We start from the raw sequence: 15517 nt of genomic DNA, 5'->3' as shown, positions 1-15517 counted from the left end.
GATGGGGCCAGGTCAGCTGAGCCGCCCATGAACTCAGGCAGTAGAGCGCCGAAGGCTTCCAGTGCGTTTTGTGACGCTTTACGGGAAGCGATATTGGCAGGGTTAGCCTGAAGATCAGCAATAATTTGCGCTGCTTTTTCTTCCCATTCCGCTGGCAGGTCACCGTTCACACGGCGTTTATATTCTGCGGCTTCGGCTGGGTAAGCGGCGGCGTAAGCGGAGAACTTGTCATCCCATGCTGCTTCTTTCGCTTTGCCCGCTTCTTTCGCGTCCCACTCTGCGTACACATCCGATGGGATTTCGAATGGGCCGTGATTCCAGCCTAAGAACTCACGTGCGGCTTTGATTTCGTCTGCGCCCAAAGGAGCACCGTGACAATCGTGCGAGCCGGCTTTGTTTGGTGAGCCGAAACCGATGATGGTCTTAGTACAGATCAGAGTCGGACGAGGATCCGCTTTTGCAGCGATGATCGCTGCGTTGATCGCGTCAGAATCGTGACCATCTACTGCCGGGATGACGTGCCAGCCGTAGGCTTCAAAACGTTTTGGTGTGTCGTCTGAGAACCAACCTTCCACGTGACCGTCGATAGAGATGCCGTTGTCATCCCAGAAGGCGATCAGTTTGCCCAGACCCAGAGTGCCGGCCAGTGAGCAGGCTTCGTGCGAGATGCCTTCCATCAGACAGCCATCGCCCATGAACACATAAGTGAAGTGGTCCACGATGTCGTGGCCAGGTTTGTTAAACTGCGCCGCCAGTGCTTTTTCCGCAATCGCCATGCCCACCGCATTAGTGATGCCCTGGCCCAGAGGACCGGTTGTGGTCTCAATGCCGGGTGCATAGCCGTACTCAGGGTGGCCCGGCGTTTTAGAGTGCAACTGACGGAAGTTTTTCAGGTCGTCAATCGACAGCTCGTAACCGCTCAGGTGCAGCAGAGAGTAAATCAGCATAGAGCCGTGGCCGTTTGACAACACGAAGCGGTCGCGGTCTGCCCACTCTGGATTGGTTGGGTTGTGGTTCAGGTGAGAGCGCCACACTACTTCAGCAATGTCTGCCATACCCATAGGTGCACCAGGGTGGCCAGAGTTTGCTTGTTGTACACCATCCATGCTCAGAGCACGGATAGCATTGGCTAGATGTTTACGATCCATAACAATTACCGTATTAAATGATTTAAATAAAAATGAAGAGGGGAAGTCTTATGCTTCCCCAATTTGAATTTGTGCGTGATTACAGTTTCGCTTCGATCATCGCTTCCAGTTTGCCCTGGTCAACTGCGAAGTTACGGATACCTTCCGCCAACTTCTCAACCGCCATTGGGTCTTGATTGTGTTCCCATAGGAACTCAGCGTGAGTCATTGGTGCAGGACGCTCTTCTGCGCCTTTAGAGTCAACCAGCTTTTCAACCACTTCACCTTCCGCTGCTTCCAGTTCAGCAAGCAGAGCAGGAGCGATAGTCAGGCGGTCACAGCCGGCCAGTTCCAGGATTTCACCGATGTTACGGAAGCTTGCGCCCATGACGACCGTTTTGTAGCCGTACGCTTTGTAGTAGTCGTAGATCTTAGTAACAGACAGAACGCCTGGATCTTCTGAAGGTTCGAAGTCACGGCCTTCTTTTGCTTTGTACCAGTCCATGATACGACCAACGAATGGTGAAATCAGGAATACTCCCGCCTCTGCACATGCACGAGCTTGAGCAAATGAGAACAGTAGAGTCAGGTTACAGTTGATGCCTTCTTTTTCCAGGACTTCAGCCGCACGGATGCCTTCCCAGGTAGAAGCCAGTTTGATTAGGATGCGATCGTTTGAGATGCCTGCATCGTTGTACATTTTGATCAACTGACGAGCTTTTGCCACGCTGCCTTCTGTGTCGTAAGACAAACGAGCGTCGACTTCTGTTGAAATACGGCCAGGGATGGTTTTCAGGATTTCTTTACCGATGTTCACAGCCAGCATGTCACAAGCGTCTTGAACCTGTTGTGCTTTGTCGCTGCTTTGCGATTTCGCGTACTCGATAGCCTGATCGATCAGTGGAGCATACTCTGCGATTTGAGCGGCTTTCAGTACCAGAGAAGGGTTTGTGGTTGCATCTTCTGGTTGATACTTTTTAATTGCGTCAATTTCACCAGTGTCTGCTACTACAGTAGTTAGTTTGCGAAGTTGTTCTAACTTGTTGCTCATCTCGATCATCCTATTTCCTGGGTGACAAACCCAACACGGGTTTGCACATTTTGCAAGCGTATTTGCTAATCAATCATACACCGAGAACAGCATGTGATGACCAGCTAACCGTCAATGTTTAGCGACCGAGCATCTGTTTTGAACATTTGCTCGATTGCTGAGTAAATGATGTGTTCATATTTATCTGAACTGTGCGGAAAGTCAATTGATGAATGGGACTTTCGGTGACATAAATCAACTATTTTTTTGCCCTGTTTACAGTGCAGGCACAAATAAACGTTTGCCTAGCAAGAGTAAGGTTTACTGTCGAATTGCAACACCAAAAAATTAAGCTGAGAATTTGTCTTTCTGATGAGCATTTGTTGCATTTAAAATGCACTGTATCATATGCTACATCAATGAGCAGATGCTCAATGACAGTTATTCTGCACAGATACGTTTTAGTGAGAGCCGATATGACCAGTTCCAATCAGGATATTTCAGTAGAAAATACCGATCTGTTGACCGAAATTGCCGTAGCGTATTATCAGGATGGTGCGACGCAGGAGGAGATTTCACGCAAATTCTCCATTTCACGTGCCAAAGTCGGACGGATGTTAAAACAGGCTCGTGATGAGGGGATTGTCGAGATCACCGTCAAATACCATCCGGTGTTCAGCGCCAAAATCGAACAGCGCCTGGTCGAGCGTTTTGGGGTCAAACGTGCGTTGATCGCATTAGACCAGCCCAGCGAAGAGCAACAGCGTACTCAACTTGCCGGACTGGTTTCCAATTACCTGGCCAGTAATCTGCAAAACGGTATGGTGGTATCGGTTGGGCAAGGGCGCAACGTGTCTGCGGTGGCTCATCATGTCGGTGTGATCACGCCGCGAGACTGTAAGTTTGTGTGTGGTATCGGAGGCATTCACCCACGTGGCGGCATGTTTAACGCTGACCATATTTGTCGCCAGTTGGCCAAAAAATATGGCGGCAGCTCTGAAACTCTCTATGCGCCCGCTTACGCGGAGAACCGTGAGCAAAAGATCGCTTTCATGCAAAATGCTACGGTCAAGCAGACGCTGGATCTGGCACGCAAGGCTGACATGGCGTTGGTGGGGATCGGTGACATGAGTGAGAACAGCTACATGGTCGATCTGGGCTGGTTTACTGCGGAAGAGGTGGTTCAGTCACGTTTACATCAAGGGGTGGTTGGCGATTTTGCCGGCTATGATTTTTTTGATATCCACGGCCAGATTGCAGATACCGTTATGAGTGACAGAGTGATTGGTTTGGGGATCGATGAATTTCGACCGATTGCTGAAGTGATTGCGATTGCCGCAGAGAATACCAAGCCGCTGGCGCTATTAGGGGCGCTGCGTACGGGGGCAATTGACGTGATTGCAACCAGCGTGAGTAACGCATTAACAGTTCTCAACCTTGATGAACAGATGACAGGAATGGTAAGCGACAGTTAGCCGCATTTTTGATGAGGGCGGTTAGCAAGAGCTTTAGCCGCCGTTTGTCGCGGTATTCAAAAAGCCCCGTACACAATGACGGGGCTTTTCTTATTCGATTGGTAATTCGGCTCGCTGACCCCATTCGGTCCAGGAGCCGTCATAGACAGCCAGGTTCTGATATCCACACAGATAGGCGGCCAGAGCTACGATACACGCCGTTACGCCCGAACCACAACTGAAGAAGTAACGTTGCTGGGGCTTATCAAAAACGCGTTCAAGTAACGGCTTAAGATCAACCACTGATTTGATCTTGTGTTCGTCCATCAGCTCGGCAAAAGGTAAGCAGACCGATGCTGGAATATGACCCGCCCGAACTCCTTGCCTGGGTTCGGGAACCTCGGCATTAAAACGGGCTCGTCCACGAGCATCGACGGTTACGCTCTCCGGATTGGCAATTTCATTAAGAATGCAGGCGGCATCAACGAAGTAGTTTGGGTTAAGCTGGCCTGAGAAATTACCTGGATGTTCGGCGATGCGGTACTGCTGAACCAGAGGTAAACCGGCACGTTTCCATTCGGTCAATCCGCCATCGAGGATATACACTTCCTGGTGTCCCATAGCCAGAAACATCCACCAAGCTCTTGGGGACGCAAATGTGCCGCTGTTATCGTAGATAACGATCACCGAATCTTGATTTATTCCAAGCTTGCGGGCCTCCTGATTAAAGCGAGACTCAGACGGCATCATATGAGGAAGTGACGAATCTGGATCGCAGAACACCTTGTCGTAATCGAATCTGACGGTGCCCGGGATGAGATTGATTTTGTCTTTTTCAAACTCTCCGGGGATCTGAAACTCAATGCTGCTGTCGAGGATCACCAGATTGTGTTGATTGAGCCTTGTCTCCAACCATTCAGGGGTCACTAGCGGGGTCATAACGTCTCCTTTACGTATGTGGAAACAACAAGATAGTCGATCAGTGACATGAAATAAATCGGTATGTTGTGTTTGTTCCGGACAGATCGGTCAGCTTATCGAGTTTTGCTCTGGATGCGCTTTCGCAATTGCTGCTGGGCGGAATGATTAGAACGATAGGGGAACGGTTATCCATTTGTACGGTGAGATACTTCCGTATCCCGTCCAATGATTGAGTTTGTGACGTTTCCAGTATTCGAGCGGAAACTTGTGTTGGGTGCTGGTCATCAAGTGAAAGCACAACAATCAGAATTAAAACAGCGAGAATCAATGCAGTTAAGTAGACAATTGGTTTATCCATACATCCCCCTGGCTGGTGGCAACTTAGCCCGGGTGGCCTGAGTGTGTCGGATTATCTGCGGCGCTAAATCAGGTCACTCTCATATAGCTAGTGTAGGGCATATCGCGTTTTAAACGATCATCATTGATAGAAATATGTAATAAGAGTCAGATAAACAAAGCCCCGGATTGACCGGGGCAAAGAACAACGAGATCCGCGCAGGTTATGATTCAGTGAGAGCAGATCGGGCAATCCGGCATTTTCATCAATTTCATTTCTCGCCAGGACATCGAAAACGCATCCAGGATTAAAATTTTGCCCTCGAGTGGCTTCCCGTATCCGCACAGTACTTTGATGGCTTCCATTGCCTGAACCGCGCCAACAATACCCACCACAGGTGCCATGACTCCGGCTTCAACGCAGGTTAATGCCGTATCACCGAATAGGGCACTCAGGCATTGATAGCAAGGCTGTGCCTGATCCTGAAAAGTAAACACACTGACTTGGCCTTCCATGCGGATAGCGGCGCCGGATACCAGTGGTGTTTTACTGATATAACAAAGGCGGTTGAGTTGGTTACGGGTTGTGACGTTGTCACTGGCGTCAAGCACCAAATCATGTTGGTCGATCAAAGCGCGCAGTTCGTTATCGTCGAGACGCTGTGCAACGGTCTTTACGGTAAGGTGAGGGTTGAGCATGCGTAGAGACTCTGCGGCAGAATCGACTTTGAGTCGACCGATGTCGCCATCACTGTGCAAGACCTGTCGTTGCAGGTTGGACAACTCTACCTTGTCGTCATCAATGAGAGTCAGTTTTCCGGTTCCCGCGGTTGCCAAGTACTGAGTGGCGGCGCAGCCGAGGCCGCCGGCCCCCAGAACCAGTACTGAACTCTGCTTCAGCGTTTCCTGACCGTCGAAATCAAACTGACGCAGTATGATTTGGCGGTTGTAGCGCAACATTTCCTGATCGGACAAAATCTCCAAATCCGGCTCCTCACTAGTACAAGGTCGAGTTGAACAACTGGATCTGAACGGCTTCACCAGCTTCAACGCGGCCACGCTCACGCTCCAAAACGACGAAACAGTTGGCCAGGCTCATAGAGCGGAATGCGCCAGAGCTTTGGTTGCCTGTCGTTTCGACAACAAACTGTCCATTCTCCAGACGGTAAACTCCGCGCTGATAATCGGTGCGGCCGGGCGCTTTTTTAAAAGTGGTTTTGGTGATGGCCGGAATGGATTGAGGTGGCTGCCACTGAGTATGGCCCCCGAGTTTGGCCAAAAGAGGTTGAACCAATACATACATGGTCAGCATCGCAGACACCGGATTTCCCGGCAGGCCACAGAACCAGGCGGTACTGAGTTTGCCAAACGCGAACGGCTTGCCTGGCTTGATAGCCAGCTTCCAGAAACCAATTTCCCCCAGTTGCTCCAGAATATCTTTGGTGTAATCCGCTTCGCCAACGCTGACACCGCCGCTGGTAACAACCACATCCGCCAGAGACTGAGCCTTTTCAAAAGTCGCTTTGAGTGTTTCTGGACAGTCAGGAATAATACCGAGATCGACCGCTTCGCATCCGAAATTCTCGATCAAAGGTTTAATGCCGTAACGGTTGCTGTCGTAAATCTGGCCAGACTCCAGTGTTTCGCCCAGTGGTTTCAGTTCGTCACCGGTTGAGAAAAACGCCACTTTGGGTTTGCGGTATACAGTGACTTTACTGACACCAAGAGACGCGATCATCGGGATGTCGCGCGGAGTCAAGCGGGCACCTTGAGCCAGCACGATATCGCCTTGGCGAATATCGTCCCCGGTGGGGCGAATGTTTGCTTGTGATTGAACGTCGGCCTGCATAAAGCGAATGCCGTTCTCGGTTGCTTCGGTGTTTTCTTGCATGATGACGGCGTCACAACCTGATGGAATCTTGGCGCCTGTCATGATGCGCACGCAGGTATTTTGCGGCCATTCACCTTCAAACGGTTGACCAGCGAAAGATTTTCCTACCAATGGCAAGGTGTCGTTGTTCTTGAGGTCCGCGATTCGAATCGCGTAGCCGTCCATCGCGGAATTATCAAAAGGCGGTACGTGTATCGGAGAAAGAATGTCTTCGGCGAGCACATAACCCAGTGCTTGCGCGAGGGGGAGGTGTAAGGTGGTTTGAATCGGTTTGATGCGAGAGAGCATCTTTTCCATTGCTTCTTCGATCGGCATTAAGCCAGGAGCGTCACAACAGCCCATGAGTCCGTCCTATTGTCTTTTCATTCGGGTTCAACTTTATCACAGAACCAAAGAGATAAAGAATGTCCCCCTTTAAAATATGGGTGTAATTATTAAAAAATACGAGTATCCTTGTCAGCCATCCGAAAGGGGTAATCAAAGAGGAAGTTGAATGTCAGGTCTCAGCGAGTCAGCGAAGTTAGTTAAAGAAGCGCTAGAACGTCGTGGCTTAGAAACGCCTATGCGTCCTAATTCGATCAGCCGGGAAGAGAAAAAGGAAAAAATCGAGCATCACATGCGCGAAATCCTGAACCTTCTGGCGTTGGATCTGACTGATGATAGCCTGGAAGAAACCCCTCACCGTATCGCCAAAATGTACGTGGATGAGATCTTCTCTGGTTTGGATTACCAAAACTTTCCGAAGATCACTGTCATCGAAAACAAGATGAACGTGAGCGAGATGGTGCGAGTCAAAGACATCACGGTGACCAGTACGTGTGAGCATCACCTAGTGACTATCGATGGAAAAGCAGCTGTGGCGTACATTCCGCGTGGCAAGATCATTGGTTTATCGAAGATCAACCGTATTGTCCGTTTCTTTGCTCAGCGCCCTCAGGTGCAAGAGCGTATGACGCAACAGATTCTGGTGGCACTGCAAACATTACTGGAGTCTGACGATGTGGCGGTCACTATCGATGCAACTCATTACTGTGTGAAGTCACGCGGCGTAATGGACGCAACCAGTGAGACCACGACAACAGCATTGGGTGGAATATTCAAATCCAACCCTGCCACGCGACATGAGTTCTTGCACGGTTTACGCTAAACATAAAATTCCGAACAAACCGCCTCATTAACGAGGCGGTTTTTCTTTCATCTTGCCGGCAAATCGGCATAATACGCCCCTTTACTTTTTCCCTGATTAAGGACACGACTGTGACTGTTCCGTTTAACACACTCCCGCTAAAGCCCGGACTATTGACGACGCTGGATTCGCTCGGCTATACCGCCATGACCGCGATTCAACAGCAGAGCCTGCCGGCGATTCTGCAAGGAAAAGATGTGATTGGTCAGGGAAAGACCGGCTCAGGTAAAACGGCGACGTTTGCACTGGGCGTGCTGAGTAATTTGAACGTGAAGCGTTTTCGCGTGCAGTCACTGGTACTGTGTCCGACGCGTGAGCTGGCGGATCAGGTTGCCAAAGAGATCCGAACTCTGGCGCGTGGCATTCACAACATCAAAGTGCTGACCTTGTGTGGTGGTATGCCGATGGGGCCGCAGATCGGCTCATTAGAGCATGGCGCTCATATTCTTGTGGGGACTCCGGGTCGCATTCTTGATCATCTCGAAAAAGGACGAATTAATCTGGATGAGCTGAATACGTTGGTGCTGGATGAAGCCGACCGCATGTTGGAAATGGGCTTTCAGGAAGCGCTGGACGCAGTGATTGACGCTGCACCAGTACAACGTCAGACCTTGCTGTTCAGTGCGACATTCCCACCTCAGATTGAATCCATTGCCGGACGCATTATGCAAAACCCGGAGTTGATGAAAGTTGCGTCAACCCACGATACACAGACGATTCATCAACAGTTTTTCTCAATGGAGAGCGAGCAGGCGCGTGATGATGCGTTGGAAGCACTACTGTTGCACCACAAACCCGAGTCGTCAGTGGTGTTTTGTAACACCAAGAAAGAGGTCATGGATGTGACCGACGAACTGTCTCATCGCGGTTTTAGTGTGGTTGAACTGCATGGCGATATGGAGCAGCGCGAGCGTGATCAGGCACTGACCATGTTTGCGAACAAGAGTATCTCGATTCTGGTTGCGACGGATGTGGCAGCACGTGGCCTTGACGTTGATAACCTGGATGCCGTGTTTAACTTCGAATTGTCGCGCGATCCTGAAGTGCACGTGCACCGGATTGGCCGTACCGGACGGGCCGGTGCGAAAGGTAAGGCATTCAGTTTCTACAACGAAAAAGAAGCGTATCGTGTTGCACGGATTGAAGAATATATGGACATGGATATCCGTGCCGCTGTGCTACCGGAAAAACCGGTTGAACGTCCATTCTACGCGCCGATGAGTACCATCCAGATCCTGGGGGGTAAAAAAGCTAAAGTACGTGCAGGGGACATTCTGGGCGCACTGACCAAAGAAGCGGGAATTGAAGGGAAATTGATTGGCAAGATCAACATTATGCCGATGGTGTCTTATGTCGCTGTGGACAAAACGGTCGCCAAGCGTGCGTTGAAACAGTTGCAGGAAGGGCGGATGAAAGGCCGTCAGTTCAAAGCCCGCATCATGAAATAATTGACACGCGGCAAAGAAAAGCCTGTCTCAGCGACAGGCTTTTTTGTATTAGCTCAACCGGTGTGAGCCGTTAACTCTCGAAGAGATATAAGTAGTCTCCGTAGCCTTCTTTTTCCATCTGCTCTTTTGGTATGAATCGCATGGCGGCAGAGTTCATGCAGTAGCGTAGGCCAGTGGGGGCAGGGCCGTCATCAAACACGTGCCCTAAATGAGAATCACCAAACCGGCTGCGAACCTCGGTTCGTGGATAGAGCAGTTTGTAATCCGTTTTCAACTGAATGTAAGCCTCGTTTATCGGTTTAGAGAAACTTGGCCAGCCTGTGCCGGATTTGTACTTGTCTTTGGAAGAAAACAGCGGTTCCCCGGTCACCACGTCCACATAAATGCCATCTTGTTTGTTGTCCCAGTACTCATTTTGAAACGCGCGCTCTGTGCCATCTTCTTGTGTCACGTAGTATTGCAGATCAGTCAGTTGCTCACGAATTGCTTTGTCTGACGGTTTGCTGTAGGTCCGCACTGCCGGTTGATTTTTTTTCTCGTCGATCATTTCCCGCAGGGTTACCGGATGGTCGTTACGGTCATCACCAAAGATCTCATCCAGATACTGGTCACGACCAGACGCATAGCGGTAGTAGTTGTAACGAATTTTATTCCGTTTGTAGTAATCCTGATGATAATCCTCAGCTGGCCAGAATTTAGTAAACGAGATAAGTTCTGTTTTGAGCGGCTTTTTAAACACGCCTAATTGTTCTATCTCCTGCATGAAACGTTGAGCAATCTGTTTTTGCTCTTCGCTGCGGTAGAAAATAGCTGGCCGGTATTGAGGACCACGATCAACAAAAGATCCTTTGTCATCGGTTGGATCGATGTGACGGAAAAACTCATCCAATACACGTTCATAGCTCACGACCTTAGGGTCGTAAGTTACATTCACGGTTTCGATGTGCCCGGTTTTACCGGAAGAGACCTGTTTATATGTTGGGTTGTCGACATCGCCCCCTGAATAACCTGACACCACATCGACCACACCGTTGAGTTTTTCCAGATCCGACTCTGTACACCAAAAACATCCACCGGCAAGGGTGGCGATTTCATACTGAGCAGAAGGACTTTTCGCGGTTGAGGCTTTGTCATCGGCGTGAGTCAACAGTGAAGCAATCACTAGCAGTGTTGCTCCTATCCCTAACAAAAACTTTGACTTTACTTTCATACTAACCTCGTTCAATGGGTTGCTTGATATGAATAAGTAGAACGGCACAATGCAGAAAAACTTACACAACCAATGAAATTAGGTATGGCATTCCGAGCTGGGAAGATCAAAAAGGCGGGAGAGCCCCGCCTGTTGAGTTGTGAATATGAAATTAGTTCAAACCGATAATATTGCCGTTGCCATCCAGATCAAGCTGCATGAACGCGGGTTTATCTGGTAGGCCTGGCATGGTCATAACGTTGCCGCACAGTGCGTAGATGAACCCTGCGCCGGCACACAATTTTAGCTCCCTGACCGGGACATCAAAGCCATGCGGAGAGCCTTTGATGCTGCTGTCGGTAGTGATAGACAGAGGCGTTTTGGCCATACACACAGCAAGGTGGTCGTACCCTAGTTGTTTATAGCGGGCTAGTTGTTGCTGAGCACGCTCACTTAAGTCGACGTGACGGGCGCCATACCCGACCTCCGCTACCGCCATCAGTTTCGCTTCCAGGCAATCTGACATGCGATAGAGTGGCGAAAACTCGCCAGGATGCGCGCATTGATGAAGAACTTTCTCTGCCAGTTCGCGGGTTCCATTACCTCCCTGTGTAAAGCCTTCACTCACGGCTACCTGAACGTTATTCGGCAAAGCTTCGACCCACTCAGCCAGTTGCCTCAGTTCGGACTCCGAGTCTTGTGGGAACTGGTTAATGGCAACGACAGCGGGAATGCCATATTTGTTAACGTTATTAATGTGCCATTTCAAGTTCTCAAAGCCAGCTTGGAGGGCGGCGCTGTCTTCATCGAACAGGCGATCGGGAATCGCTTGTCCTGGACGCAAATCATAATGTCCTGAATTGGCTTTTAGGCCACGTAACGTGGCGACAATTACCGCGCAGTCTGGCGCTTTACCGGAAACTTGCGCTTTGATGTTGCATGCTTTCTCAAACCCCATGTCCGAACCAAAGCCACCTTCGGTGACAGTAAATTCTGCCAGCCGGGTAGCGATGTCATCGGCAATGATGGAAGAGTTTCCGTGCGCAATATTGGCGAAAGGACCGGCATGAACCAGAGTAGGCACGCCTTCCAAGGTTTGCATGAGTGTGGGTTCAATCGCATCTTTCATCGTCACCGCCATGGCACCGGCAACCTGAAGGTCTTCAGTGGTGACTGGTTGACCATCCAGATCATAGGCGAGCACGATGCGGCCAATGCGTTGACGCAAATCGCTTAAATTGGCCGCCAGTGCCAGCATTGCCATCAGCTCAGAAGCGGCTGAAATATCGAAACCGTCTTCGCGTTCAAACCCGTTGACGTGCTTGCCTGATTCATTGCGTCCGACGGTAACCATTCTGAGCGCGCGATCATTGTGATCCATGACCCGTTTCCACACGACCTGATCCGGATCGATACGCAAAGCACGTAATCCAGTCCGGGCCTCAAACGCGTCATACCCCTCACGTTGCTCATGAAAAATTCGTGCATCAATCGCCGCCGACGCCAGATTATGCGCAACGGTCACGGCGTGAATATCGCCTGTCAGGTGCAGGTTAAGTTCTTCCATTGGCGCGACCTGAGAATAACCCCCGCCGGCAGCGCCGCCTTTCACGCCAAATACAGGCCCCATAGAAGGTTGTCGAATACAAGCCATCACTGAACGGTTCAATTTCGCCAGTCCTTGTGCCAGACCAATAGTGGTAACGGTTTTACCCTCTCCAAGCGGGGTAGGTGTAATGGCCGTGACCAATATCAGTTTGCCAGGAGAGTTGTTTTGCAGTCGCGTTAGACTGACAAGGGAGACTTTGGCTTTATACTTCCCCAGAGACTGGTATTCATCGGTAGTTAAGCCGGCTTTCGCGGCAATGGTATCAATGGGTTGTAGCTCGGCAGAGCGACAGATCTCTATGTCCGGCAGCATAAAGCCCTCTTAATGGCATAATAAGAAGTGAGGCAAACGGTTGTGTTGCAATAATATCGGTACCGATAACTTGGTAAAGCGAAAAAATTAGCAGAGTGAATTGTAGCGGAAAGACGGCGAAATAGCTGTGGAATTTGCTTTGGTGAGAAGTGAGTAGTTTTGGTCACAAAAACATTCACCTCCCGAAGGAGGTGAATGGCTTTTAGTCAGGACCCATGAACGGCTTACCACTCGTCGTCAAGAAAGGTTTTGCCCTCGAGTGCGTAAGGGTCGTCGTCGAACGGATGTTCAACTTTGCCTCTGAGCGCTTCGAGCTGGTTCTCGAGCATGTTCACGGTATCAAAGTCACCTTCTGAACAGGCGACGTAGATTTGTTGCTCGAGTGCTTCAATACGATCTCGAATCCTCATCTTGCACCTCCTAGTGTCCACTGTTCACTTGGTTGTACGTTTCTACCTATTCTCAAATCTATTGTAGTCAAGTAAACCAGATTCGATAGGCTGATTTGCCTTATACCAGGCGTGAACACGATCGCTGAATGGCCAGAATTCAGGTGAGCTTCGACGAATCGCAAATGTATCCAACAACTTAACGTAGTCTTGCTCAGACTGAATATTTTTCAGCATATCCACCAACTGGGGAACCTGATTTTCTTTGACAGATAGATACGCAGCGGGATAGCTGCCGATCACTCCACGGACTAAAGTGAGATCATCATTTTTCGGGTCACGGTTATTATCTTCGTCAAACAAACTTGAGATATTGGTGTGGGCATTGTTGTGTATCAACGTGAACAATTGATCCTGGCCTTGTTGAGTTTCGATCATCAGCATCACGATTTGTGGCACATACATCAGCCCTTCACCACGAATGTTCCCGACAGAGCGCAGTAATGTTTCGTTTTCCTCGTTGAGACCTGTTTGCTCGATCTTGTAGCGATTGCTCAGAACGGGGGAAAGCTTCGTTTTGAGGATCTCATACAACTCCTTCTTGTATTGTGTCGTCTGATAGGGGACGTGTGAAGGCTGATCGAACGGCTTAACATTTCGCAACAGGAAGTCTTTCAGTTCGGGGCTCTTGTCCTGATACCAGCTGGCTTGTTCTTCATGACGTACATTTCGTGGCAGCAGTGCAACGAAGTTGCTTTCGCCTTCAAGGCGCAAAAAGTCCATGAACATGCGGGTCATCAGTTGGTGGCCAAAGTTGCCGTAGACGTCAAAACCCGCCACAAGAAGGTAATGAATACGCTCAAGCAACGCGTAATCCAGCACCCAAGCGGTTTTAGGTGGCTCGCCAACCAGGCCTTGCACCACCGAAGCACTATCAAAATGGCGGAACACCGTCAAAGCAGCGTTCGGGTTGGTGTCATTACCGGTCCAGATCAGGTCGGTATTGAGATGCTCACCATTTTTGAACGTTTTATTGATGAATTCCGATTTGGCTTCCAGATAACGTGCTTGCTGGCGTGAGAACTTCACCCAGTTTACGACCGGAAGCGTATTGCTTTCGAGCTCGCCCGGAAGCTTGAGGTTGTCAGCCTGAGAACGGTAGAAGTTATTAACCTCCGGCATGTCGGCTTTGTCCGGATCGAGGAAGAACACCCAAAAGCGATCGTTAATAACGTTCAGTGCCAGTTGTCCCCGGCATACTGGCCCTTTGATGTAGGCCATGATGGTGTTCTGAGCATTATCAAGCATGAACTTAAAGCGTGCTTTGACCGGCAGATCGATAAATGCAGTCATCGGATTCGCGGCGACTTCCGGCTGATAACTCGGCAGGGTTGCAACCTGATAATCCGCATCGATAAACCAGCGCTTCCAGTCCTGAATACGTTTATTGTTCAGAGCGTAAGGCATGTGGGTTTTATCAACGATCGTACTTTGTACTGGGATAAGGCGGTAATACACTCGCTCGACACCTGGATCATCGTAGGGGCGGCGTGTTGCTATGCGTTGTACTGGCTCACCTGGTGGAGTCGCCGAGCGCACCAGACTGAAAAAGCGAGGCTCACCTTCAAGTTGTGAAAAGTAGAGGTGTGACAAAAATAGGTGTTCGTAGATATAACGTGCTGCCAATTGGTTTTTACGCGAGCTTTTGTTGAACAAGGCTTCATACTGCTCAACCAGACTTGATTCAGCGTCATTCAAGGGCAACGGCTGATTCATTACGGCTCCATTTTGCAGCCAGGTCATCAATGTCGCGTATTCTGCGTCGGTGAGGTTTGGCATGCCATAAGGCATTCCCCAGGTCGGATAATCGTTTTGATACTGCTCGTATTCTTCAATCGTGGGGCAGATCTGATCGCGGTCAATAGAAAAATCGAATCCTTCTAACTGAGTTTGTGCTGGCAGGGGATGATTTTTCTTTTGCATTAACAAGCGGGCAATGAGCCCGGCCTGAAGGTTGGCTTCCGTGGTTTGGTCGCGTTCATTGAGCACAGGATGAAAGCCGAAGTCGCGCCATTCTTGTGTCGTTTGAGCATCTTCAAACAACCGGGTCGGTTTCGAAGCGATCAGGCGAGTGCCCTGATAAACTTGCTCTTTGCTGCCGCCACGGTCAATGCCCTCCACCGATGACATCTTTAACTGACAAGGGGCATCGTAACAGGCGTGACAAACAACGCAGCGATTATCTATAACCGGTTTCACTTCGTTGAGAAAGTAATCGACCTGAACAGAGTGTTGCGGTGCTGTGCGTTCGCGCACCGTCGATTCACCAAACAGCTGATCATAGTTAAAGCCAGCGTATGTCGCACATCCGGAAAAAACGACGACCAGAAGAGCAATCAAAATGTGACGATATTTCATTCGCTTACCAATTTCTGAGTGTGAGGGGTAAGTATACGTTATATCGGATGCAGATCTAACGTCAGAAATTTACAGAGATTCGGTTAAATGATAAGCAAACTGTGTCCGATAACTGATATTGACACGACTTTTACATCTTTGTAACTATCATGAACGCTGTTTTCTATTAGAATTGAGCGCGTTTAACCTGTTTAGCCGAATAAGGAT

The 15517-nt window shown here is 49.7% G+C and carries 12 protein-coding genes and 1 pseudogene; 3 read left to right on the top strand and 10 right to left on the bottom strand.

Annotation, left to right across the window (positions count from 1 at the left end; translation table 11 throughout):
• A pseudogene (locus CAG64_RS18035) lies at positions 1-1148 on the bottom strand (transketolase family protein); the annotation flags it as partial.
• A 79-nt stretch (positions 1149-1227) separates the two neighbouring features.
• Complete coding sequence (gene tal / locus CAG64_RS18030) at positions 1228-2178, bottom strand: transaldolase (protein ID WP_021705391.1); 951 nt, start codon at positions 2176-2178, stop codon at positions 1228-1230.
• A 455-nt stretch (positions 2179-2633) separates the two neighbouring features.
• Between tal and CAG64_RS18025 the strand changes: the two genes are divergently transcribed.
• Positions 2634-3632: a sugar-binding transcriptional regulator gene (locus tag CAG64_RS18025; RefSeq protein WP_161448179.1), complete on the top strand. Its 999-nt coding sequence runs from the start codon at positions 2634-2636 to the stop codon at positions 3630-3632.
• A gap of 90 nt (positions 3633-3722) precedes the next feature.
• On the opposite strand, the gene CAG64_RS18020 is transcribed toward CAG64_RS18025, so the two are convergent.
• From CAG64_RS18020 to moeA, 4 genes are all read right to left on the bottom strand, one after another.
• A complete protein-coding gene (locus CAG64_RS18020) occupies positions 3723-4550 on the bottom strand; it encodes a sulfurtransferase (RefSeq protein WP_161448181.1) in 828 nt (275 codons plus the stop codon).
• Between the two features lie 40 nt (positions 4551-4590).
• Positions 4591-4890 (bottom strand): hypothetical protein, encoded by a 300-nt coding sequence (locus CAG64_RS18015; RefSeq protein WP_161448183.1) that lies wholly within the window; start codon positions 4888-4890, stop codon positions 4591-4593.
• Positions 4891-5099: 209 nt separating this feature from the next.
• Positions 5100-5852 carry a molybdopterin-synthase adenylyltransferase MoeB gene (gene moeB, locus CAG64_RS18010; protein WP_161448185.1) on the bottom strand — a complete coding sequence of 251 codons (753 nt, stop codon included), beginning with the start codon at positions 5850-5852 and terminating at the stop codon, positions 5100-5102.
• A gap of 13 nt (positions 5853-5865) precedes the next feature.
• Positions 5866-7101 (bottom strand): molybdopterin molybdotransferase MoeA, encoded by a 1236-nt coding sequence (gene moeA, locus CAG64_RS18005; protein ID WP_161448187.1) that lies wholly within the window; start codon positions 7099-7101, stop codon positions 5866-5868.
• 151 nt (positions 7102-7252) lie between these two features.
• Here moeA and folE point away from each other — a divergent pair, with 151 nt between their 5' ends.
• Both folE and dbpA read left to right on the top strand, forming a co-directional pair.
• Positions 7253-7906: a GTP cyclohydrolase I FolE gene (folE, locus tag CAG64_RS18000; RefSeq protein WP_021705385.1), complete on the top strand. Its 654-nt coding sequence runs from the start codon at positions 7253-7255 to the stop codon at positions 7904-7906.
• Positions 7907-8016: 110 nt separating this feature from the next.
• Positions 8017-9393, top strand: coding sequence for an ATP-dependent RNA helicase DbpA (gene dbpA / locus CAG64_RS17995; protein WP_021705384.1), 1377 nt, complete (start codon positions 8017-8019; stop codon positions 9391-9393).
• A gap of 70 nt (positions 9394-9463) precedes the next feature.
• Here dbpA and msrB read toward each other — a convergent pair whose 3' ends face one another.
• The 4 genes from msrB to CAG64_RS17975 form a co-directional block, all read right to left on the bottom strand.
• Positions 9464-10603: a peptide-methionine (R)-S-oxide reductase MsrB gene (msrB, locus tag CAG64_RS17990; RefSeq protein ID WP_161448742.1), complete on the bottom strand. Its 1140-nt coding sequence runs from the start codon at positions 10601-10603 to the stop codon at positions 9464-9466.
• Between the two features lie 151 nt (positions 10604-10754).
• Positions 10755-12503 (bottom strand): formate--tetrahydrofolate ligase, encoded by a 1749-nt coding sequence (locus CAG64_RS17985; protein WP_161448740.1) that lies wholly within the window; start codon positions 12501-12503, stop codon positions 10755-10757.
• 224 nt (positions 12504-12727) lie between these two features.
• Positions 12728-12913 carry a hypothetical protein gene (locus CAG64_RS17980; RefSeq protein WP_021705381.1) on the bottom strand — a complete coding sequence of 62 codons (186 nt, stop codon included), beginning with the start codon at positions 12911-12913 and terminating at the stop codon, positions 12728-12730.
• 42 nt (positions 12914-12955) lie between these two features.
• Positions 12956-15310, bottom strand: a complete 2355-nt coding sequence (locus CAG64_RS17975) for a fatty acid cis/trans isomerase (protein WP_161448739.1) — start codon at positions 15308-15310, stop codon at positions 12956-12958.
• Positions 15311-15517 lie beyond the last annotated feature (207 nt).

Source organism: Vibrio sp. V38_P2S17PM301 (assembly GCF_009904845.1).
GTDB lineage: Bacteria > Pseudomonadota > Gammaproteobacteria > Enterobacterales > Vibrionaceae > Vibrio > Vibrio proteolyticus.
The sequence above is the reverse complement of the archived record's forward strand: the minus strand, read 5'-3'. Positions and strand labels throughout refer to the sequence as shown.

Bases quoted from the DNA above. Each gene is read 5' to 3' on its own strand.
- tal (WP_021705391.1), bottom strand. From the start codon at position 2,178: ATGAGCAACAAGTTAGAACAACTTCGCAAACTAACTACTGTAGTAGCA.
- CAG64_RS18025 (WP_161448179.1), top strand. From the start codon at position 2,634: ATGACCAGTTCCAATCAGGATATTTCAGTAGAAAATACCGATCTGTTG.
- CAG64_RS18020 (WP_161448181.1), bottom strand. From the start codon at position 4,550: ATGACCCCGCTAGTGACCCCTGAATGGTTGGAGACAAGGCTCAATCAA.
- CAG64_RS18015 (WP_161448183.1), bottom strand. From the start codon at position 4,890: ATGGATAAACCAATTGTCTACTTAACTGCATTGATTCTCGCTGTTTTA.
- moeA (WP_161448187.1), bottom strand. From the start codon at position 7,101: ATGGGCTGTTGTGACGCTCCTGGCTTAATGCCGATCGAAGAAGCAATG.
- folE (WP_021705385.1), top strand. From the start codon at position 7,253: ATGTCAGGTCTCAGCGAGTCAGCGAAGTTAGTTAAAGAAGCGCTAGAA.
- msrB (WP_161448742.1), bottom strand. From the start codon at position 10,603: ATGAAAGTAAAGTCAAAGTTTTTGTTAGGGATAGGAGCAACACTGCTA.
- CAG64_RS17985 (WP_161448740.1), bottom strand. From the start codon at position 12,503: ATGCTGCCGGACATAGAGATCTGTCGCTCTGCCGAGCTACAACCCATT.
- CAG64_RS17980 (WP_021705381.1), bottom strand. From the start codon at position 12,913: ATGAGGATTCGAGATCGTATTGAAGCACTCGAGCAACAAATCTACGTC.
- CAG64_RS17975 (WP_161448739.1), bottom strand. From the start codon at position 15,310: ATGAAATATCGTCACATTTTGATTGCTCTTCTGGTCGTCGTTTTTTCC.